We start from the raw sequence: 20,302 nt of genomic DNA on the forward strand, positions 1-20,302 counted from the left end.
CGGGCGCGGATGGAGCCGGACCGGTATGCGGAGCGCTGGCGCCCCGCCACCTCGGTTTCTGTCACGCCGCGAGAGTTCGTGGCCGCGCTGGCCCTCCTCCGCGCCCGCCGGGCGGCATTCCGCTCCTGCTGCGAGGGCTCGTAACCGGCACCGGGAGGGCGGTCAAAACGACAACGATGTCACAATTCTGACGCTTTGCACGACCGTGCCATCAGTTGCAGGGAAGCAACAGGGCGCCTTCGATGACCGTCACGCAGCGCCCCGACAGGATCACGCGCTCGCCGTCGAGCCGGCAGCCGAGACGACCGCCGCGCGCTGAGGCCTGAAAGGCGCTGAACTCCGGGCGGCCGAGCTTTTCGGCCCAATAGGGCGCCATCACTGCATGGGCCGAGCCCGTCACCGGGTCTTCGTCGACGCCCGCCCCCGGTGCGAAGGCGCGGCTGACGATGTCGGTCTCGCGGCCTCGCGCCGAGACGATCGCGAGGATATTACCCTCCGCCGCCAGCGCCCGGAAATCGGGGGTGAGGCCGCGCACCACGTCCTCGTTCTCGACGATGACGAGCGCGTAGCGGTGCGGATGCCAGAGCGTCTCGACGACCGTGTCCAGTCCCAGCGCGGCGACGATGGCGGGAAGCGGCCGAGGCTCGGGCTTCCACGCCGGCAATGCCAGCTTGTAGCCCGCGCCGTCCCGCGCGACCGCGAGGATGCCCGCCTGGCGCGTGCGGAAGGTGACGCGGTTGCGGCAGGGCTCGGTGCCGAGGATGGCGTGGCCCGAGGCGAGCGTGCCATGCCCGCACAGCGCCACCTCGGCCGCAGGCGAGAACCAGCGCAGCTCGAAATCGGCCTCCCCGGTGGCGTCCGTCACGAGGAAGGCCGTTTCGGAGAGGTTGTTCTCCGCCGCGATCCGCTGGAGCATCTCATCCTCCAGCCAGCGATCGAGCGGCACCACCGCGGCCGGATTGCCGGCGAACGGCCGGTCCGCGAAGGCGTCGATCTGGAGGAAGGGCAGCTTCATATCTCGCTCCGTTCCGCGATGGCCTTGGGCAGCGCGCCTTCCTGATCGACATGGCCGACGGGATCGGGGTGGATCAGCACCTCCAGCCCCGGAAAGGCCGCCATCAACTGCGTCTCGATATCCTCCATGACGGCGTGCGCGACGCCGATCGTCGTCTCGGCCGGGAAGGACATGTGGAACTGCGCGAAATCATGCGCGCCGCTGGTGCGGGTGCGCAGATCGTGCATCCCCGCCATCGCCGGGATGGTGGCGGCGAGATCGAGGAAGGCGCGGCGCTTCTCCTCGGGCCATTCGCGGTCCATGAGCTGGTCGATGGCGTGGGTGGCCGACGTCCACGCGCCCCAGCCCAGCCAGAGAGCGATCAGCAGGCCGAACAGTGCGTCCGCGCCGGTGAGCCCGGCATAGCGATCGAGCACCAGCGCCAGCACCACGGCGCCATTGAGCGCGAGATCCGACTTGTAATGGAGGTGGTCCGCCCCGATCGCGACCGAGCGGGTCCGCGCGATCACCGCGCGCTGATAGGCAAGCAGCGCCAGCGTCGCGGCGGCGGCGACGATCGAGGCGACGATCCCGGTTTCGGGCGAGGCGGTCGGCGTCGCGTGGAGCAGCGACATCACCGCGCGCGCCGCGATCGCCACTGCCGAGGCGGCGATCAGCGCCACCTGGAACAGCGCGGCGAGCGACTCGGCCTTGCCATGGCCGAAGCGGTGATGCTCGTCGGCGCGCTGGGCGGCGACATGGACGCCGTAGAGCGTCACGATCGAGGCGACGAGATCGAGCCCCGTGTCCGCCAGCGACGCCAGCATCGCCACCGATCCGCTGACGAGCGCGGCATAGCCCTTGAACCCCAGCAGCAGCGTCGCCACCCCCACGCTGGCCAGCGCCGCGCGGCGGTTGAGGGCGCCGGTCTCCTGATCGGCGGTGCGGTTCATGGATAGAGCAGCCCTTCGCTCCAGCCGTCGGCGGTGCGGGTGAAGACGCGGCGTTCGTGCAGGCGGTGCGCGCGGTCGCTCCAGAACTCGATCCGCTCCGGCATCACGCGATAGCCGCCCCAATGCGGCGGGCGCGGCACGTCGCGGCCTTCGAAGCGTGCCTGCTCGGCCTCGAAGCGCGCCTCGAAGGTGGCGCGGGCGTCGAGCGAGCGGGACTGGTCGGACGCCCAGGCGCCGAGCTGCGAATCTCGGCTGCGCGAGGCGAAATAGGCATCCGCCTCGTCCGCTGCGACGATGCTCACCAGCCCCTCGATCCGCACCTGCCGGCGCCGGCTCTTCCAGTGGAAGAGCAGCGCGGCCTTGGGGTTGGCGGCGAGTTCGCCGGCCTTGCGGCTCTGCTGGTTGGTGTAGAAGACGAAGCCGCGCGCATCATGCCCCTTGAGCAGCACCATGCGCACCGACGGCATCCCGTCGGCCCCGACGGTCGCAACCGCCATCGCGTTGGGATCGTTGGGTTCGCTCGCGCGGGCGTCTTCGAGCCAGGCGGCGAACAGGGCGTGCGGATCGTCGGTCATGCGCTCCACATAGCGTTGACGGGCCTCTTGCGTTAGGCGTGGCGAGTCCACATCTCAGTTGTTGTATTTGGGCAACAGTTGGTTACGGCGAGGACTGCGATACAGGTAGACAATGGCGGATCCCTATCAGACCCTGGGCGTGGCCCGAAATGCCGACGAAAAGGCGATCAAGTCGGCCTATCGCAAGCTCGCCAAGGAGCTGCATCCCGATCGCAATACGGACAATCCCAAGGCGGCCGAACGCTTCTCGGCGGTGACGGCCGCCTATGACCTGCTGTCCGACAAGGACAAGCGCGCCCGCTTCGACCGCGGCGAGATCGACGGCGAGGGCAATCCCAAGGCTCCCTTCGGCTTCGGCGCCGGGGCGGCGGGCGGCAATCCCTTTGCCGGGCGCGGCGGCTTCCGGCCGGGTGCAGGCCCCGGCGGGGCGGCGGGCTTCGAGGGCGAGGCCGGCGATTTCAGCAGCATCTTCGACGAGCTGTTCGGCGGTGGCGGCGGGCCTTTCGGCGGCCGTCGCCGTGGCGCGGCGCCGCAGCAGAAGGGCGCGGACGTCGCCTATCGCCTCGCGGTGAGCTTCGAGGATGCGGCGGCGCTCCGTCCGCAGCGGGTGAGCCTCTCCAACGGCAAGACGATCGAGCTGAAACTTCCCGCCGGCGTCGAGACCGGCACGCAGCGCCGCCTCCCCGGACAGGGCGAGCCCGGCCCCGGCGGCCCCGGCGACGCGATCGTCACCATCGAGGTGACGCCCCACCGCTTCTTCAAGCGCGAGGGCGACGATGTGCGGCTCGACCTGCCGGTCCGGCTCGACGAGGCGGTGCTCGGCGGCAAGGTGAAGGTGCCGACGGTCGACGGCCCGGTGATGGTGACGGTGCCGAAGGGCTCCACCTCGGGCAAGGTGCTCAGGCTCGGCGGCAAGGGTTTCCACCGCGCGATCAGCGGGCGCGGCGATCAGCTCGTGACGCTGCTGATCGACATCCCCTCGGGCGATGCCGAGCTGGAAAAGCTGGTCGACGAATGGCAGGGCGACCGCTCACGCAACCCGCGCGCGGGGCTGGGCGTCTAAGGCATCGATGAAGGGTCTGTCCCCCGAAAGCCCCGAGGCCCGCGCTGCCCGCCTGGGCACGCTGGAGCGTGCGAGAGCACGGTTCGGGGTGACGGGGCAGGCCTTCGAGGTGATCCGCCGGGTCATCGTCGGTGTCTATTCGGATGGTTTCATCCACGCAGGAAACCTTGCCTATCTGACGCTGCTGACGCTCTTTCCCTTCTTCATCATCATGACCGCGCTGGCCCAGCTCTTCGGCCGATCGGGCGACGGGGCGGAGGCGGTGACGTCCTTCCTGCGCGTGATGCCGCACGGGGTGGCGGGGCTGCTCAAGCCGGCGATCGATTCGGTGCTGGCGGCGCGGACCGGGCCGCTGCTGTGGATGGGCGCGATCGTCGGGCTGTGGACGGTCGGGAGCTACATCGAGACGATCAGAGATATTCTGCGCCGCGCCTACGGCCTGCGCGCGAGCGGGGCCTTCTGGCACGCGCGGCTGGGATCGGTGGCGATCATCATCGTCGCGGTGATGCTGGTGATGGTAGCCTTCTCCGCGCAGGTGGCGCTGACGGCGGCCGAGCAGATCGTCTACGGTCTCCTCCCCTTCGCGCGCGAGGTGGCGGGGTGGATCGGCCTCTCCCGCCTCGTGCCGGGCGTGGTGATGTTCGGCGCCCTTTACATCCTGTTCTACACGCTGACGCCAAGCCGTTATCGTTTCTCGAACAGCCCGAAATGGCCGGGGGCCTTGTTCACCTCGGTCTGGTGGCTGGCGACGACGGCGCTGCTGCCGGTCGTGCTCAGCCTGCTGGGCGGCTACAACCGCACCTATGGCAGCCTGGCGGGCGTCATCATCATGCTCTTCTTCTTCTGGCTGGTGGGTTTGGGCATGGTGATTGGCGCTCATGTGAACGCAGCACTGGCGGAATCGCCCTCGCCGCGCCTAAAGGAGGCGCCCAAAGAGACTGAGGAGGCATCATGGCCGGTCTGATGGAAGGCAAGCGCGGGCTCATCATGGGCCTTGCGAACGACAAGTCGCTGGCGTGGGGCATCGCGAAGATGCTGCGCGAGCACGGCGCGGAGCTTGCCTTCAGTTACCAGGGCGAGGCGCTGGAAAAGCGCGTCCGCCCGCTCGCCGAGCAACTGGGCTCGGATTTCCTGATCGATTGCGACGTGTCCGACATGGACGCGCTCGATGCGGCGTTCGACACGCTGAAGGCGACATGGCCGACGATCGACTTCGTCGTCCACGCCATCGGCTTCTCGGACAAGACGCAGCTTCGCGGGAAATTCTACGACACCACGCTCGACAATTTCCTGATGACGATGAACATCTCGGCCTACTCGCTGGTGGCTGTCGCCAAGCGGGCGCGCGAGATGATGCCGAACGGCGGCTCGATCCTGACGCTCACCTATTACGGCGCCGAGAAGGTGATTCCGCACTATAACGTGATGGGCGTCGCCAAGGCCGCGCTGGAGACGAGCGTGAAGTATCTCGCGGTCGATCTCGGCTCGGAGAATATCCGCGTCAATGCGGTGTCCGCCGGCCCGATCCAGACGCTGGCGGCGCGCGGCATCGGCGACTTCAATTACATCCTGAAGTGGAACGAGCTGAATTCGCCGCTCAAGCGCACCGTCACCATCGAGGATGTGGGCGGCTCGGGCCTCTACTTCCTGTCCGATCTGTCGGCGGGCGTGACGGGTGAGATCCACCATGTCGATGCCGGCTACAATGTCATCGGCATGAAGGCCGAGGACGCGCCGGACATGTCGCTCGTCTGATGAGCTGGAACAGCTTCGGCCGGGTCTTCCGGTTCACCACCTGGGGCGAGAGCCATGGTCCGGCGCTGGGCGCCGTGGTGGACGGCTGCCCGCCGGGGCTGTCGCTCAGCGAAGCGGATATCCAGCCCTGGCTGGACAAGCGCCGCCCCGGCACCTCGCGCTTCACCACGCAGCGGCAGGAGCCGGATCAGGTCCGCATCCTGTCGGGCGTGTTCGAGGGCAGGACCACCGGCACGCCGATCAGCCTGATGATCGAGAATGTCGACCAGCGCTCCAAGGATTATTCCGAGGTCGCGCTGGCCTACCGCCCCGGCCATGCCGACTATGCCTATGACGCCAAATACGGCTTCCGCGACTATCGCGGCGGCGGGCGCTCCTCGGCGCGCGAGACGGCGGCGCGGGTGGCGGCGGGCGGCATTGCCCGTGTGGCGATCCCGGAGGTCCGCATTCGAGGCTATCTGGTCGAGCTGGGCGGCGATCGTATCGATCCGTCTGCGTTCGATGCGGAGCAGATCGACGCCAATCCCTTCTTCTGCCCGGATGCCGCCGCCGCGGCGCGCTGGGAGGAGATCATGGACCGCACGCGCAAGGCCGGTTCCTCGGTCGGCGCGGTGGTCGAGTGCGTGGCCGAAGGTGTCCCCGCCGGCTGGGGCGCGCCGCTCTATGCCAAGCTCGACAGCGAGCTGGCCTCGGCGATGATGAGCATCAACGCGGTGAAGGGCGTCGAGATCGGCGACGGTTTCGAGGCCGCCCGGCTGACCGGCGAGCAGAACGCCGATCCGATGCGCCCCGGCCCGGACGGCAAGCCGCTCTTCCTTGCCAACCACGCGGGAGGCATCGCGGGCGGCATCGCGACCGGGCAGCCGGTGGTGGTGCGCGTGGCGCTCAAGCCCACCAGCTCGATCCTCACCCCGGTCGAGACGATCACCCGCGAGGGCGAGGCCTCCGACATCCGCACCAAGGGTCGCCATGACCCGTGCGTCGGCATCCGCGCGGTGCCGGTCGTGGAAGCGATGATGGCGCTGGTGCTTGCCGACCAGAAATTGCTCCACCGCGCCCAGACGGGCCGCTGACACGACGAAAATCCCCCCTCCCCGACCAGCCGCTCCGACCCGGCGGCAGGGCGTGGCACCGCCCGAACAGCGGCGCGTTCATGGTTAACCTCCGTCAGGAGAGACCATGAGGAGAGTAGGATGCGTAATGTTCTGATCGCCGCTGCGGCCATCGCGCTGATGCCGGCGGCGGCCTTCGCCCAGGTGACGGATCAGGGTGGAGCCCCCGGCGGGATGCAGGCTCCGCCGCCTTCCGGCACGACGGCGCCCAGCGGGGATATGAGCGCGACACCGCCCACCGCCCCGGCGGGCGATCCCAGCGCCAGCCAGGCTCCCGCTGGTGATCCATCGGCGGGCGCGGCCACGGGCACCACGGATTCCAGCGGTTCGACGACCACCACGACGAAGACCAAGCACAAGCATAAGCCGAAATAAGCTTGGTGGCGGGCAGGCGGGTCTCCATGCCCGCCATACAAGGAGGGCCGGGGCAGCGATGCTCCGGCCCTTTTTTCATCAGTCCGCGAAGGGATCGCGGACGAGGATGGTGTCGTCGCGCTCGGGGCTGGTGGAGACCAGCGCCACCGGGCAGCGGATCAGTTCTTCCACGCGGCGGATATATTTGATCGCCGCCGCTGGAAGCTCGGCCCAGCTCCGCGCGCCGGCGGTGGATTCGCTCCAGCCCTCGATCGTCTCGTAGATCGGCTCCACCGCCGCCTGATCCGAGGCGTGGGGCGGCAGATAATCATAGTCGCGATCGCCGATGCGATAGCCAACGCAGATCTTGATCTCCTCGAAGCCGTCCAGCACGTCGAGCTTGGTGAGCGCGATGCCCGAGATGCCCGACACCGCCGCCGCCTGACGCACCAGCACCGAATCGAACCAGCCGCAGCGGCGCTTGCGGCCCGTCACGGTGCCGAACTCGTGCCCGCGCGTGCCGAGGCGCTCGCCGGTCTCATTGTCCTGCTCGGTCGGGAAGGGGCCGGAGCCGACGCGCGTGGTGTAGGCCTTGGCGATGCCGAGCACGAAGCCCGCGCCGCTGGGGCCGAGGCCCGAGCCGTTGGCCGCCGTGCCCGCGATCGTGTTGGACGAGGTGACGAACGGATAGGTGCCATGGTCGACGTCGAGCAGGATGCCCTGCGCGCCCTCGAACAGGATGCGCTTGCCGGCATGCTTGGCCTCGTTGAGCGTCACCCACACGGGCTTGGCATAAGGCAGCACGACGTCGGCGATCTCGCGCAGGTCCGCCAGCAGGCGCTCGCGGTCGATCGGCGGCTCGCCGAAGCCGGCGCGGAGCGCGTCGTGGTGGGCGCAGAGACGCTCGATCTGGGGGCCCAGCGCATCGAGATGGGCGAGATCGCACACGCGGATCGCGCGGCGGCCGACCTTGTCCTCATAGGCAGGACCAATGCCGCGGCGCGTGGTGCCGATCTTGCCGGCGCCGGACGCATCCTCGCGCAGGCCGTCGAGATCGCGGTGGAAGGGGAGGATCAGCGGGCAGGTCTCGGCGATGTGGAGATTGTCCGGCGTGATGGTGACGCCTTGGCCGCGCAGCTTGGCGATCTCGTCCTTGAGATGCCACGGATCGAGCACCACGCCGTTGCCGATCACCGACAGCGTGCCACGCACGATGCCCGAGGGAAGCAACGAGAGCTTGTAGACATTCTCGCCCACGACGAGCGTGTGGCCGGCATTGTGGCCGCCCTGGAAGCGGACGACGACCTCGGCGCGCTCGGAGAGCCAGTCGACGATCTTGCCCTTGCCCTCATCGCCCCACTGGGCGCCGACGACGGTGACGTTGGCCATGTTAGTTTCCTAGCGTTTGGAGGGCGGCGTCCGCCCAGACATGGGTGCAGCCGAGCGCGGAGGCGTCGTCGGCGGCGGAAAGGGCGGCGACGGTGGCATAGCCTTCGCTCCGCAGGCGGATCGCGGTCTCGTCGGCGGTGCCGAGCGGCAGGAAGACGCGGTCGCGCCCGTCCGGGGCCACGCCCGCGTCGACGATCGGATCGAGATAGAGCGAGAAGCCGACCGCCGGCTCCTCATGCCCGCTCGGATGGACGATCGAATAGGAGCCGCCGCGCCCGACCTCGCCGCGCACGCCATCCGCGAAGAGCGAGAAGCCGATCCAGCTCTGATATTCGAAGCCGTGGCGTTCGGTGGGATCGAGGGTCAGCGTCGCGCGGTCGCCGATCGCGGTGGCGATGGCGCGCACGCCGTCGAGGCGCGAGCCGAGCAGTCCGCCCGTATCGAGCTGGGCGAGGCGCGCGGTTGCCGCTTCCACGGGGCCGGCGGCCTCGATCAGCGGCAGATAGGCCTCGGCGCCGAGCGTCGCGAGCGCACCGGCGTCCTTGCCGTCGAGTTCATGGATCACCGCCTCGACATCGGCGACCGGCATCGGGCCGGCCGCGAGCAACGGCACCAGATCGGGCAGCGTCAGGTCGACCGAGAGGCCGGTGGCGCCGGCGGCGGTGAGCGCGTCGAGCGCGACGCGGATCGCCTCGATCACGGCGGGGATCGAATCGGTGCCGATGATCTCGGCGCCCGCCTGGCACATCTCGCGCTCGGGGCGGAGCTGCGTGCCGCGCACCTTGAGCACCTGCCCCGCATAGCAGAGCCTCAGCGGGCGCGGGCGATGGGCGAGGCGGGTGGCGGCGATGCGGCCGACCTGCGCGGTGATGTCGGGGCGGAGCGCCAGCGTGCGCTGCGACACCGGATCGATCACGCGCAGCAGATCGGTCGACCGCGAGGATTTGAGCCGGCCGAGCAGCGTCGCCTCGAACTCGGCCAGCGGCGGTTCGACACGGGCATAGCCGTTCAGTTCGGTGGTCTGGAGCACGGCTCCACGGACGCGGCCGAGCGCTTCGGCCTCCGGCGGCAGCCGGTCGCGCAGCCCTTCGGGCAGGAGGGAGGGTGAGGTCATCGCGTGAGCCCCTTTAGCGTGGTTTCGCCCGCGCGCCAGTGTAGCGTGCGTTTCGATGACGGGCGGCTGGGTTTATATGATGAGCAACGGGCCGAGCGGGACGCTTTATATTGGCGTGACGGCTGCTTTGGCGCGCCGCGTGCTCCAGCATCGTCAGGGCGTGGGTTCCGAATTCTGTCGGGAGCATGGCCTGACTCGTCTCGTCTATATCGAACGGCACGAACGGATCGATGAGGCTATCGTCCGGGAGAAGGCGCTGAAGAAATGGAAGCGTGGCTGGAAACTCAATCTCATCGGCCAGATGAATCCCGACTGGCGCGATCTTTGGGACGACATCAACCATTGACGTCGTCCCTGCGCAGGCAGGGACCCATGTCTCTTTCCGCAGCCGGTGCCGCAGGAAGCGAGAGACATGGGCTCCTGCCTGCGCAGGAGCGACGATTTTATCAGAAGGTCAGCGCCTTGACGGTCTTCACGCCCGGAAGCGTCTGGACCTTGGCGAGGAGCGGCTCCTCGACGGCGGTGTCGACCGAGAGCAGCAGCACCGCCTCGCCACCCGCCGCGCGGCGGCCGAGGTGGAAGGTGCCGATGTTGACGCCCGCCTCGCCCAGCGTCGTGCCGAGGCGGCCGATGAAGCCCGGCGCGTCCTCGTTGACGATGTAGAGCATCGGGCCGTCGAGATCGGCCTCGACCTTGATGCCGTAGATCTCGGTCAGGCGCGGCGAGGCGTTGCCGAACAGCGTGCCCGCAACCGACTTCGGGCCGGCGGCGGTGTCGACCGTCACGCGCACCAGCGTGTGATAGTCGCCTTCGCGGTCATGGCGCACCTCGCGCACGTCGAGGCCGCGCTCCTTGGCGAGCGTCGGCGCGTTCACCATGTTCACCGTGTCCGAATAGACGCGCATCAGGCCGGCCAGCACCGCGCCGGTGATCGGCTTCTGGTTGAGCTCGGCGGCAGCGCCCTCGACCTCGATCGCCACGCCCTTGATCGCATCGCCCTCGAGCTGGCCGATCAGGGAGCCGAGATTCTCGGCGAGCGCCATGTACGGCTTGAGCTTGGGGGCTTCCTCGGCCGAGAGGCTCGGCATGTTGAGCGCGTTGGTGACGCCGCCCGAGACGAGGAAGTCGGCCATCTGCTCGGCCACCTGGATCGCGACGTTCACCTGCGCTTCGGTGGTCGACGCGCCGAGGTGCGGCGTCGAGATGAAGTTGGGCGTGCCGAACAGCGGCGATTCCTTGGCCGGCTCGGTGACGAACACGTCGAGCGCGGCACCGGCGATATGGCCCGAATCGAGGCCCGCCTTCAGCGCCGCCTCGTCGATCAGCCCGCCGCGCGCGCAGTTGATGATGCGCACGCCCTTTTTGGTCTTGGCGAGATTCTCGGCCGAGAGGATGTTGCGCGTCTGGTCGGTGAGCGGGGTGTGCAGCGTGATGAAGTCGGCACGCGCCAGCAGCTCGTCGAGCGTCGCCTTGGTGACGCCCAGCTCCACGGCACGCTCCTCGGTGAGGAAGGGGTCGTAAGCCACCACCTTCATCTTGAGGCCGAGCGCGCGGTCCGCGACGATCGAGCCGATATTGCCCGCGCCGATCAGGCCGAGCGTCTTGCCCGTCACCTCGACGCCCATGAAGCGGTTCTTCTCCCATTTGCCGGCCTGGGTCGACTTGTCGGCCTCGGGCAGGTCGCGGGCGAGGGCGAACATCAGCGCGATGGCGTGCTCGGCGGTGGTGATCGAGTTGCCGAACGGGGTGTTCATCACCACCACGCCGGCGGCCGAGGCGGCGGGGATGTCGACATTGTCGACGCCGATGCCGGCGCGGCCGACCACCTTGAGGTTCTTCGCGTGGGCGAGGATCGCCTTGGTCACCTTGGTCGAGGAGCGGATGGCGAGGCCATCATATTCGCCGATCATCGCGGCCAGTTCCTCCGGCGTCTTGCCGGTGATCTCGTCCACCTCGACCCCGCGCTCGCGGAAGATCTGGGCGGCCTTGGGGTCCATCTTGTCGGAAATCAGTACCTTGGGCATGTCATGCTCCATGGGCCGGGATCGGGCCGGCCGAAATTCGTGTCACGGGAAGGCGGCCGGGCGCGGTGGCCCGGCCGGGAAGCGTCAGGCGCGGGCGGCCGCGAAAGCCCAGTCGAGCCACGGTCCGAGCGCCTCGATGTCGGCGGTCTCGACCGTAGCACCACACCAGATGCGCAGGCCCGGAGGGGCATCGCGGTACGAGCCCAGATCATAGGCGGCGTCCTCGGCCTCGAGCTTCGACACCATCTTCTTCTCGATCGCGGTCAAACCCTCGTCGTCGAGGCCCTTCACCGCGTCGCCTGAGAATTTGAGGCAGACACTGGTGTTCGAGCGCACCGCCGCATCGGCGGCGAGATGGTCGAGCCAGTCGCGCTCGGCGACGATCCTGTTCAGCGCCTCGGCATTGGCGTCGGCGCGTGCGATCAGGCCGGAGAGGCCGCCCAGCGACAACGCCCACTCCAGCGAGTGGATATAATCCTCGACCGCGAGCATCGACGGTGTGTTGATCGTCTCGCCCTTGAAGACGCCTTCGGAGAGCTTGCCCTTGGCGGTGAGGCGGAAGACCTTGGGGATCGGCCAGCTCGGCGTGTGGGTCTCCAGACGCTCCACGGCGCGCGGCGAGAGGATGATGACGCCGTGCGCGCCCTCGCCGCCCAGCACCTTCTGCCAGGAAAAGGTGACGACATCGAGCTTCTCGATCGGCACGTCCTGCGCGAACACCGCCGAGGTGGCGTCGCAGATCAGCAGGCCTTCGCGGTCGTCCCTGATCCAGTCGCCGTCCGGCACGCGCACGCCCGAAGTCGTGCCGTTCCAGGTGAAGACGACGTCGCTGTCCTGATCGATCGCGCCGAGGTCCGGCAGCTCGCCATAGGGCGCCTTGACGACGTTCGGATCGAGCTTGAGCTGCTTGGCGGCATCGGTGACCCAACCTTCACCGAAGCTCTCCCACGCCACCGTGGTGACGGGGCGGGCGCCCAGCATCGTCCACATCGCCATCTCGACCGCGCCGGTATCCGAACCGGGGACGATGCCGATGCGGTGCGTGTCGGGCACCTGGAGGATCTTGCGCGTCAGGTCGATCGCGTGGGCGAGGCGGCTCTTGCCGAGCTTCGAGCGGTGCGAGCGGCCGAGCGAGGCGTGCGGCAGGTTCGCGGCCTCCCAGCCCGGAGGCTTGGCGCAGGGGCCCGAAGAGAAGAAGGGGCGCGCCGGCTTCGGCGCGGTCGGACGGTCAGCGGACGCAGATGCGGCGTCGGCTCGCAACGTGTCAGTCATGTAGACTCTCCTCACAGAGAGCACGCGCCGCGTTGGGACGGCGTGGCCCGCCGCCGCCTTTAGAGACGCGGACGGGGGAGTCAACCGCGTAAATATGTCGCTTAGATCATTTCACGCGACATTTCGTTTCGGCGATGCCGCCCATGCGGCGAAATGAGGCGAGGCGATGCGAGGGGGAGATGACCCTGCTCCCCCCGCCGATTAGGCTGGCGGAGCGGAGGGGTGTTCATGCGTCGTTTGCGTCTGGTTCCGGCCCTGGGAGCGGTGGCGCTGCTCCTCGTTTCCTGCGTGCCGCACGAGCGCCAGCCGGCACGCCCGTCCGCGCGATACCGTCCGCCGCCCGAGCGCCCGGCCTATGACGCGGCAGCCCGGCGCCAATGCCTGAGCCAGCTTTCGGCCGACGGCGCGCAATACAGCGTGCTGCCCGATCGCGTGTTCGGCGGTGGCTGCTCGGCGATCGGCACGGTGCAGCTTTCGGACATCGGGATGCCCGTCACCAATCTCGGCGCGATGACCTGCCCGCTGGCCGACGCCTTCACCCGCTGGACCCGCGACGCGACGCAGAAGGCGGCCGAGGCCTGGCTCTCCTCGCCGGTGGTGAAGATCGAGAGCTTCGGCACCTACTCCTGCCGGCCGATCAACAATGTCGGAGGCAACAGGCTCTCCGAACATGGCCTGTCCGACGCGGTGGACATATCGGGCTTCGTGCTCGCCAACGGACGGCGGATCACCGTGCTCAACGACTGGAACGGGCCGGACCAATATGCCCGCAACTTCCTGCGCGCGGTGCATGACGCGGCGTGCCGGCGCTTCCATATCGTGCTGGGGCCGGACGCCAACGCGCTCCACCGCAACCACCTGCATTTCGACATGGGGCCGGGGACGTACTGCCGCTGAAATCTTCCCACCGTCATGAAGGACGGCTAAACCCCCGCTAATGAACGATCAGAACCGCACTCCGGCCGGCGACAAGGCCGGCGTTCCCAAGCGCATCTTCGCCCCCGCCAAGACCGAGGCGAAGGTCGCCCGCGAAGCGGTGGTGACGCCGCAGACGGAAGATCCTTCCTACCGCCTCGCCTTCCAGGACGACGAGTTCCTGCTGCGCGAGGATCTGCGCCCCGTGCGTTTCCAGCTCGAACTGCTGAAGACGCAGGTGATTCTCGACGAGGCGAACATCGCCTCCACCTTCGTCTTCTACGGCTCGGCGCGCATCCCCGAGCCGGAACGGGCGAAGATGCTGGTCGACGCCGCCAAGACCCCCGAGCAGCGCCGCATCGCCGAGCGCCTCGCGTCGAACGCCCATTATTATGACGAGGCGCGCAAGCTCGCCCGCATCGCCAGCCGGGTCGCGCCGGACGCCGACGGCAAGCGCCAGTTCGTGGTCTGCTCGGGCGGTGGCCCGTCGATCATGGAGGCCGCGAATCGCGGCGCGCGCGATGTCGGGGCGGATACGATCGGCCTCAACATCGTGCTGCCCCACGAGCAGGCGCCGAACCCTTATGTGACGCCGCATCTCTCGATGCGCTTCCACTATTTCGCGCTGCGCAAGATGCACTTCCTGCTGCACGCGCGCGCGGTGGCGGTGTTCCCGGGCGGCTTCGGCACGTTCGACGAGTTCTTCGAGCTGCTCACCCTCATCCAGACGGGCAAGACCTCGCCGCTGCCGATTCTGCTGTTCGGCCGGGAGTTCTGGGAAACGGTGGTCAACTGGCACGCGCTCGCCGACTATGGCGTGATCGCGCCGCAGGATCTCGACCTGTTCCGCTTCGTCGAGACGGCGGAAGAGGCGTGGGAGATCGTTCGCGACTATTACGACATGCCGGACGTGGTTGCGGCCGAATAAGCCGCTCCGGCGCGGGCTTCCGGGCGGCGCGGTCGCTGCCCGGAAGCACTTGCCGCTTACTTCTTCTGCTGGGCCTCGTTGCCCGTCACGCTCGGCGCCGCGTTACCGCCGACCGCGCCCTTGGGATTGGCGGCGGCCTGCGCCTCGGTGACGACCGGCTGCTTCTTGGCGCCTTCGCCGGCCGTGTTCTCGCCCGGCTTGGCGGCAGCGGCAGTGCCCGCGGCGGCGGCCGGAGCGGCGGCGGGCGCCGTCGGCAGCGGCTTGGGCGCGTCGCTCTGCGTGTTGAGATAGGCGATCACGTTCGCCCGATCCTGCGGGTTGGAGAGGCCCGCGAAGGTCATCTTGGTGCCGGGCGCATACTCCTTCGGGCTCTTCAGCCATTGGCCCAGCGAATCCCAGTCCCACGCGCCGGGCTTGCCCTTCAGCGCGTCGGAATAGGCGAAGCCCGCCTCGGTCGCGCGGGCGCGGCCGACGACGTCCCAGAGCTGCGGGCCGATGCCGTTGGGGCCACCCTTCTGATCGGTGTGGCAGGCGCCGCACTTCTTGAAGACGTCGGCGCCCTTCGCCGGGTCCGCCTTGGCGAGATAGGTTTCGATGGGCCCTTCGGCGGGGGCACTTTCCGCGCCGGCTTCCTGCTCGACCCCTTCGACGGTGTAGCCCATCTTCTCGGGTCGCTCGGCGTGAAAATATTCACCCGTGACAACTGTCAGACCAAGCGCGGCAATACCCGCGGCAAGTACCCAGCCGGCGATCGTGTTGGTCCGGTCGTCCATGCCCCGCAACACTCCCCTTTTTTACGCCTATTCTGGCGGCTTATGTCCAGCGCCGTTACAGACGCGATACAGGCAGCCAATGCATAGAATCGCCAAACGGGCTGCGCAAGCGCGCTTGCAGCCACCACCTGACAGCGCGTAGTCGCGGCTTTACATGCAGACCTATCCCGCCCCCGCCGCCGTCCTCGTCGATACGATGGCTGCCGCCGCCGCCGCCGATCCCGCCCGCGCCGTCGCCTTTCAGGGCGCGCCGGGCGCCAATTCGCATATCGCGGTGATGCAGGCCTTTCCCGACGCGCTGCCGCTGCCCTGCTTCGGATTCGAGGATGCGATCGACGCGGTGCGCGAGGGCCGCGCCGAGCGCGCGCTGATCCCGATCGAAAATTCGCTCCACGGCCGCGTCGCCGACATGCATTTCCTGCTGCCCGAGAGCGGGCTCACCATCATCGGCGAGCATTTCCTGCCGATCCGCCACTGCCTGCTGGGCTCGGGCACGCTGGGCGAGGTGGAGGAGGCGATGAGCCATCCGCAGGCGCTGGGCCAATGCCGGCACTGGCTGCGCGGGAACGGCATCCGGGCGATTCCCTTCCCTGACACCGCCGCCGCCGCGGCCGCGGTGGTGGAGATGGGCGCGCCCGCCCGCGTCGGCGCGCTGGCGCCGCGTCTGGCGGCGGAACTCTACGGCCTGCCGATCCTCGCCGAGGGAATCGCCGACGAGGAGGACAACACCACCCGCTTCCTCGCGCTGGCGCTGGAGGCGCCCGAGGAGATCGGGGGCGGTCCTTACATGACGACGCTGATGTTCCAGGTGAAGAATGTCCCCGCCGCGCTGTTCAAGGCGCTGGGCGGCTTCGCCACCAACGGCGTCAACATGACCAAGCTCGAAAGCTATCAGCGCGGCGGTGCCTTTCAGGCGACCGAGTTCTACGCCGATATCGAGGGCCATCCCGACGAGCCGGGCGTCGCCCGCGCGCTGGAAGAGCTGGCTTTCTACTCGCGCTGGGTGCGCATCCTCGGCACCTATCGCAAGGCGCGCAACCGGGATCTGTAAGCCCGCTCAGCTCTCCGCCAGCCAGCGCCGGAACAGCGTGTGGGCGATGGCGTAGGGCGGCGGCGGCAGGAAGGGAGCGTCAGGCTCGCCGTTCATCGCGGCGATCACCCCGGCGCGGTCGATCCAGCGCGCGTCCTCCAGCTCGGTCTCGTCGATGCGGAGCCTGTCGTCGTCGGTCATGGCGACGCAGGCGATCATGAGCTGCGAGGGGAAGGGCCAGGGCTGCGACGCGACGTAGCGCACCGAATGGACGGCGACGCCCGCCTCCTCGGCCAGCTCGCGCGTCACCGCCTCCTCGACCGATTCGCCGGGTTCGAGGAAGCCCGCCAGCGCCGAATAGCGCCCCGGCGGGAAGGCCGGCTGGCGGCCGACGAGGATACGCGCCGCATCGCCCGTGCCGTGCTGGGCGAGCATGATGACCACCGGGTCGACGCGCGGGAAATGCTCGGCCTCGCAGTTCGGGCAGCGGCGCCCCCAGCCGGCGCGGAAGGCCAGGGTTCGGTGCCCGCAGTTGGGGCAGAAGCCGTGGCGGGCGTGCCAGTCGATCAGGCTGCGCGCGGCGGCATAGGTGCCGGCCTCGCCGGGCTGGAGCGCGGTAATCGCCGCGAACAGCTCCGGCGAGCGGCGCAGAGCGGAGACGCCCGGCGTCAGCGCCACGAAACGCGGCCGCCCCTCGATCCGGCCGAGCAGCGCCAGCTCCACCTCGATCTGCACCTCGGCCAGCGGGGTCCAGCCGAGCGTGCCTTCCTCCGCGCCGAGCGGGTGCAGGTCTGCGAGAAGGAGGAGCAGCGCCTCCGGATCGGCCCGCATCGCGGCCACCAGTGCCTCGTCGTGCCGGGCCATGTCGACCCGGTCGAGCAGCGATCCGGTGAAGCCGGGAAGGATCGTCATAGCGCAAGCATCTCCTGGGAAGCGCGGCCAAGCGCGGCGGCGCGCGCATAGAGGGTCGGCAGGCCAGCCTCCTCGATGCGGTCGACCGGCCACCATTCGCCCTCGATCGGGCGGCCGGGAAGGTGGGCGGCCATCACGTCGAGCGACAGGGCGAAATGGGTGAAGACATGCTCGACCGTGCCGACCGGGCGCCAGTCGGCGCCGAGGGGGGAAGCGGCTTCGGCGGAGTCGCCCCACTCGCCTCCGGGAAGTGCGCGCATCCCGCCGAGCATCCCCTTGTCGGGGCGGCGGACGAGCAGCACGGCGCCATCCGATTCGAGCCAGTAGGCGATGCCCTTCCGGCGCGGCTTGGCCTTCTTGGGTAGCTTCACCGGATAGGCTTCGGGATTGCCTTCAGCCCGCGCCTTGCAGCCGGCGTTCAGCGGGCAGACGTCGCAGCACGGATTGCGCACCGTGCAGATGGTGGCGCCGAGGTCCATCATCGCCTGCGCGAAATCGCCTGCGCGCGCGTCCGGGGTGATGCTGTCGGTCAGCTCCCGGATACGGGGCCGTGCGTTGGGGAGCGGCTCGGGGCAGGCGAACAGGCGCGTCACCACCCGCTCGACATTGGCGTCCACCACCACCGCGCGCCGCCCGAAGGCGATCGCCGCCACCGCCGCCGCCGTATAGGCGCCGATGCCGGGCAGGGCGCGTAAGACATCCTCGCTATCGGGGAATCGCCCGCCATGATCCGCCATCACCGAGCGGGCGCAGGCGATCAGGTTGCGGGCGCGGGCGTAGTAGCCGAGCCCGGCCCAGGCGGCCATCAGCTCGGCCTCGTCGGCGGCGGCGAGATCGGCGACGGTCGGCCAGCGGCCGGTGAATTTCGCGAAATAGGGGCCGACCGCGGCGACGGTCGTCTGCTGGAGCATGATCTCGCTCAGCCACACCCGATACGGGGTCGGCGCGGGCGTGCCCGGCGCCGCCCGCCACGGCAGCGCGCGGGCGTTGGCATCGTACCAGGCCAGCAGTGCGTGAGCGGCATCGACGGGCATGGGGCGCCTATGGCATGGGGAGGAGAATGACGGAACGGGCTTCAGGGGTGTCGGGGGAAAAGAAGGCGTCGCGCGGCAAGGCGAAGGCGCCTGTCGAGCGGCCGCGTGCCGCGCGTGCGCGGGCGCTTTCGGAGATTGTGCCCGAGATTGGCGGTGTTCATTTCCGCCGCTTCGGCTTCATCCAGTCCGCCGTGGTGAGTCGCTGGCCCGAGATCGTCGGCCAGCGCTACGCCGGCGTCTCCTCGCCCGAATCGATCCGCTTCCCGGCGGGCAAGAAGTCGGACGGCGTGCTCACTCTTTCGGTCGAGGGCGCCCATGCGCCGATGATGCAGCATATCGCGCCGACGCTGATCCAGCGGGTCAACCGCTTCTTCGGCTATCCGGCGGTGGCGCGCGTGCAGATCCGTCAGGCCGCCGCCACCCCGCGCGCGCGCCGCAAGCCGCCGGCCGCGCCCAACTTCCAGCCCGTCGAACTCGGCGACAGCTTGCGCGCGGTGAGCGATCCCGAGCTGCGCGCCGTGCTCGAATCGATGGCCGAGGGCCTTTCCTTCACCACCGGCGCGCCGCGCCTGCCGGAGCCTTCCGAATGAAGCCTGTATTCGTCGCGTTCGTGGCCGCCCTGTTCGCCGTCTCGGGCACCGCGCCTGTCGAGGCCGCCCCCCGCACGGCCCATGCGCCCGCCGACTGGACCCGCGTGATCGAGCAGACGCCCGATGGCGGCATCCGCATGGGCAACCCCAACGCGAAGGTGAAGCTGGTCGAATTCTTCTCCTTCACCTGCCCGCATTGCGCCGTGTTCGCGACCACCGCCTTCAAGCCGCTCACCGACAAATATGTCCGCTCGGGACAGGTGAGCTTCGAGCTGCGCTCGGCGCTGCGCGACGCGCTCGATTTCTCGGTGGCGCTCAGCACCCGTTGCGTCGCGACCAAGGACTATTTCGGCACGGTCGAGGATGTGATGGCCGGCCAGCAGGATTGGGAGACCAAGGCGTCCGACTGGATCTCCGCCCACCAGACCGAGCTGAGCGCCCCCGACAAGTCGGCCGCGATCCACGCGCTGATGGCCAATGCAGGCGTCGAGGCGCTGATCGTGAAGCATGGCACGACGCCGGCCGCGATCGGCAAGTGCCTCGACGACAAGGGCCTCCAGTCGGTGCTGGAGAAGACCACCAACGATGCCTGGAACGTCCGCAAGATCGGCGGGACGCCCGGCTTCCTCATCAACGATATGGTCCAGTCCGGCGTCTATGACTGGGCGGCACTGGAGCCCAAGATCCAGGCCGCGCTCAAGGGATGATCACAGGAGTATCGCGCATCATGACGATCAAGAACCGCCTCCTTCTCACCGGCTTCGCCATGGCCGCCCTGACGCTGGCCGGCTGCCAGAAGAAGGCTGACGACAGCGCCGCCACGGCCACCGCGCCGGCCACGCCCGCCGCCAGCAGCGGCCCGGTGGGTGCGGCGCCCGCGGGCGGCTGGGCCAGCCAGATCAGCCAGACGGCCGATGGCGGCTATCTGATGGGCAATCCCAACGCACCGGTGAAGCTCATCGAATATGGCTCGCGCACCTGCCCACACTGCGCGAAGTTCACCGAGGAAGGCTTCCCGGAACTCAAGAGCAAATATATCGACGCCGGCAAGGTGAGCTACGAGTTCCGCGATTTCGCGATCCACCCGATGGACCCGGCCGCGATCCTGCTCGGCCAGTGCAACGGGGCGACCACCTTCTTCCCGATCCTTGAGCAGATGATGGCCGATCAGCCCAACGTCTTCCCGAAGCTGGATAAGCTGCCGGCGAATTTCCAGCAGGAGATCGCCAACAAGACGCCCAACGAGCAGGCCGCCGCCTGGGGCGAGCAGCTCGGCTATGTCCAGTTCGTCGGCCAGCGCGGCGTGCCGGAAGCGAAGGCCAAGGCCTGCCTCGCCGATCCCAAGGCGCTGGATGCGCTCTCCAAGCGGATGCAGGACGGCGTTACACGCTACAATGTGAGCTTCACGCCCTTCTTCGTCGTCAACGGCAAGCCGGCAGGCGAGAACACCACCGTCTGGTCGGCGCTGGAGCCGATCCTGAAGGGCGCCGGCGCCTGACAGGGCGCTTGAGGGGG

Annotated in this window: 22 protein-coding genes; 12 read left to right on the forward strand and 10 right to left on the reverse strand. The window is 68.9% G+C overall.

The features are described 5' to 3' along the window. Positions 1-211: 211 nt before the first annotated feature. Genes ST3T6A_RS0100650 through pdxH form a run of 3 tightly spaced genes read right to left on the reverse strand, consistent with a single transcriptional unit; the run spans position 212 to position 2,522 of the window. On the reverse strand, positions 212-1,015 hold the full coding sequence (locus tag ST3T6A_RS0100650; RefSeq protein ID WP_019830949.1) for a PhzF family phenazine biosynthesis protein: 804 nt from the start codon (positions 1,013-1,015) through the stop codon (positions 212-214). Further along, on the reverse strand, positions 1,012-1,947 hold the full coding sequence (locus ST3T6A_RS0100655) for a cation diffusion facilitator family transporter (RefSeq protein WP_019830950.1): 936 nt from the start codon (positions 1,945-1,947) through the stop codon (positions 1,012-1,014). The genes ST3T6A_RS0100650 and ST3T6A_RS0100655 overlap by 4 nt, the downstream gene beginning before the upstream one ends. Beyond that, on the reverse strand, positions 1,944-2,522 hold the full coding sequence (pdxH, locus tag ST3T6A_RS0100660) for a pyridoxamine 5'-phosphate oxidase (protein WP_019830951.1): 579 nt from the start codon (positions 2,520-2,522) through the stop codon (positions 1,944-1,946). Before pdxH ends, ST3T6A_RS0100655 begins: the two co-directional genes overlap by 4 nt. 112 nt (positions 2,523-2,634) lie before the next feature. Here pdxH and ST3T6A_RS0100665 point away from each other — a divergent pair, with 112 nt between their 5' ends. The 5 genes from ST3T6A_RS0100665 (at position 2,635) to ST3T6A_RS0100685 (ending at position 6,827) form a co-directional block, all read left to right on the forward strand. Continuing rightward, positions 2,635-3,585: a DnaJ C-terminal domain-containing protein gene (locus ST3T6A_RS0100665; RefSeq protein WP_019830952.1), complete on the forward strand. Its 951-nt coding sequence runs from the start codon at positions 2,635-2,637 to the stop codon at positions 3,583-3,585. A 7-nt stretch (positions 3,586-3,592) separates the two neighbouring features. Then, complete coding sequence (locus ST3T6A_RS0100670) at positions 3,593-4,549, forward strand: YihY/virulence factor BrkB family protein (protein ID WP_026359306.1); 957 nt, start codon at positions 3,593-3,595, stop codon at positions 4,547-4,549. Continuing rightward, positions 4,537-5,340, forward strand: coding sequence for an enoyl-ACP reductase FabI (fabI, locus tag ST3T6A_RS0100675; protein ID WP_019830954.1), 804 nt, complete (start codon positions 4,537-4,539; stop codon positions 5,338-5,340). The genes ST3T6A_RS0100670 and fabI overlap by 13 nt, the downstream gene beginning before the upstream one ends. After that, complete coding sequence (gene aroC, locus ST3T6A_RS0100680; RefSeq protein WP_019830955.1) at positions 5,340-6,413, forward strand: chorismate synthase; 1,074 nt, start codon at positions 5,340-5,342, stop codon at positions 6,411-6,413. Before fabI ends, aroC begins: the two co-directional genes overlap by 1 nt. Before the next feature lie 120 nt (positions 6,414-6,533). Next, a complete protein-coding gene (locus tag ST3T6A_RS0100685) occupies positions 6,534-6,827 on the forward strand; it encodes a hypothetical protein (protein ID WP_019830956.1) in 294 nt (97 codons plus the stop codon). Positions 6,828-6,905: 78 nt separating this feature from the next. Here the strand turns inward: ST3T6A_RS0100685 and ST3T6A_RS0100690 are convergent, their stop codons facing one another. After that, positions 6,906-8,195: an adenylosuccinate synthase gene (locus ST3T6A_RS0100690; RefSeq protein ID WP_019830957.1), complete on the reverse strand. Its 1,290-nt coding sequence runs from the start codon at positions 8,193-8,195 to the stop codon at positions 6,906-6,908. A gap of 1 nt (position 8,196) precedes the next feature. Next, entirely contained in the window at positions 8,197-9,309 is a 1,113-nt protein-coding gene (locus ST3T6A_RS0100695; protein ID WP_019830958.1) for an ATP phosphoribosyltransferase regulatory subunit, read from the reverse strand. 55 nt (positions 9,310-9,364) lie between these two features. Here ST3T6A_RS0100695 and ST3T6A_RS0100700 point away from each other — a divergent pair, with 55 nt between their 5' ends. Continuing rightward, entirely contained in the window at positions 9,365-9,655 is a 291-nt protein-coding gene (locus tag ST3T6A_RS0100700; protein WP_019830959.1) for a GIY-YIG nuclease family protein, read from the forward strand. 100 nt (positions 9,656-9,755) lie between these two features. Here the strand turns inward: ST3T6A_RS0100700 and serA are convergent, their stop codons facing one another. Together serA and ST3T6A_RS0100710 are read right to left on the reverse strand one after the other, a co-directional pair. Further along, on the reverse strand, positions 9,756-11,333 hold the full coding sequence (gene serA, locus ST3T6A_RS0100705) for a phosphoglycerate dehydrogenase (RefSeq protein WP_019830960.1): 1,578 nt from the start codon (positions 11,331-11,333) through the stop codon (positions 9,756-9,758). Positions 11,334-11,417: 84 nt separating this feature from the next. After that, positions 11,418-12,605, reverse strand: coding sequence for a phosphoserine transaminase (locus ST3T6A_RS0100710; RefSeq protein WP_019830961.1), 1,188 nt, complete (start codon positions 12,603-12,605; stop codon positions 11,418-11,420). 228 nt (positions 12,606-12,833) lie between these two features. Here ST3T6A_RS0100710 and ST3T6A_RS0100715 point away from each other — a divergent pair, with 228 nt between their 5' ends. Beyond that, positions 12,834-13,502 (forward strand): extensin-like domain-containing protein, encoded by a 669-nt coding sequence (locus tag ST3T6A_RS0100715; protein ID WP_051103358.1) that lies wholly within the window; start codon positions 12,834-12,836, stop codon positions 13,500-13,502. Positions 13,503-13,542: 40 nt separating this feature from the next. Next, a complete protein-coding gene (locus ST3T6A_RS0100720) occupies positions 13,543-14,448 on the forward strand; it encodes an LOG family protein (protein WP_019830963.1) in 906 nt (301 codons plus the stop codon). Positions 14,449-14,504: 56 nt separating this feature from the next. On the opposite strand, the gene ST3T6A_RS0100725 is transcribed toward ST3T6A_RS0100720, so the two are convergent. Next, positions 14,505-15,221 (reverse strand): c-type cytochrome, encoded by a 717-nt coding sequence (locus ST3T6A_RS0100725; protein ID WP_019830964.1) that lies wholly within the window; start codon positions 15,219-15,221, stop codon positions 14,505-14,507. A 154-nt stretch (positions 15,222-15,375) separates the two neighbouring features. On the opposite strand from ST3T6A_RS0100725, the gene ST3T6A_RS0100730 reads away from it, so the two are divergent. Next, entirely contained in the window at positions 15,376-16,272 is an 897-nt protein-coding gene (locus tag ST3T6A_RS0100730; RefSeq protein ID WP_019830965.1) for a prephenate dehydratase, read from the forward strand. Positions 16,273-16,278: 6 nt separating this feature from the next. On the opposite strand, the gene nudC is transcribed toward ST3T6A_RS0100730, so the two are convergent. Together nudC and mutY are read right to left on the reverse strand one after the other, a co-directional pair. Next, a complete protein-coding gene (nudC, locus tag ST3T6A_RS0100735) occupies positions 16,279-17,163 on the reverse strand; it encodes an NAD(+) diphosphatase (protein ID WP_019830966.1) in 885 nt (294 codons plus the stop codon). Beyond that, entirely contained in the window at positions 17,160-18,197 is a 1,038-nt protein-coding gene (mutY, locus tag ST3T6A_RS0100740; protein WP_019830967.1) for an A/G-specific adenine glycosylase, read from the reverse strand. Before mutY ends, nudC begins: the two co-directional genes overlap by 4 nt. A 26-nt stretch (positions 18,198-18,223) precedes the next feature. Here mutY and ST3T6A_RS0100745 point away from each other — a divergent pair, with 26 nt between their 5' ends. The 3 genes from ST3T6A_RS0100745 to ST3T6A_RS0100755 are packed head-to-tail and all read left to right on the forward strand — an operon-like array spanning position 18,224 to position 20,285. Continuing rightward, positions 18,224-18,787, forward strand: a complete 564-nt coding sequence (locus ST3T6A_RS0100745; protein WP_083937271.1) for a DUF721 domain-containing protein — start codon at positions 18,224-18,226, stop codon at positions 18,785-18,787. Then, positions 18,784-19,494, forward strand: a complete 711-nt coding sequence (locus tag ST3T6A_RS18990; protein WP_019830969.1) for a thioredoxin domain-containing protein — start codon at positions 18,784-18,786, stop codon at positions 19,492-19,494. Before ST3T6A_RS0100745 ends, ST3T6A_RS18990 begins: the two co-directional genes overlap by 4 nt. Positions 19,495-19,514: 20 nt before the next feature. Then, complete coding sequence (locus ST3T6A_RS0100755; RefSeq protein WP_019830970.1) at positions 19,515-20,285, forward strand: thioredoxin domain-containing protein; 771 nt, start codon at positions 19,515-19,517, stop codon at positions 20,283-20,285. Positions 20,286-20,302: the final 17 nt, after the last annotated feature.

Origin of the sequence: Sphingomonas sp. PR090111-T3T-6A (assembly GCF_000383095.1) — a bacterium.
GTDB lineage: Bacteria > Pseudomonadota > Alphaproteobacteria > Sphingomonadales > Sphingomonadaceae > Solisphingomonas.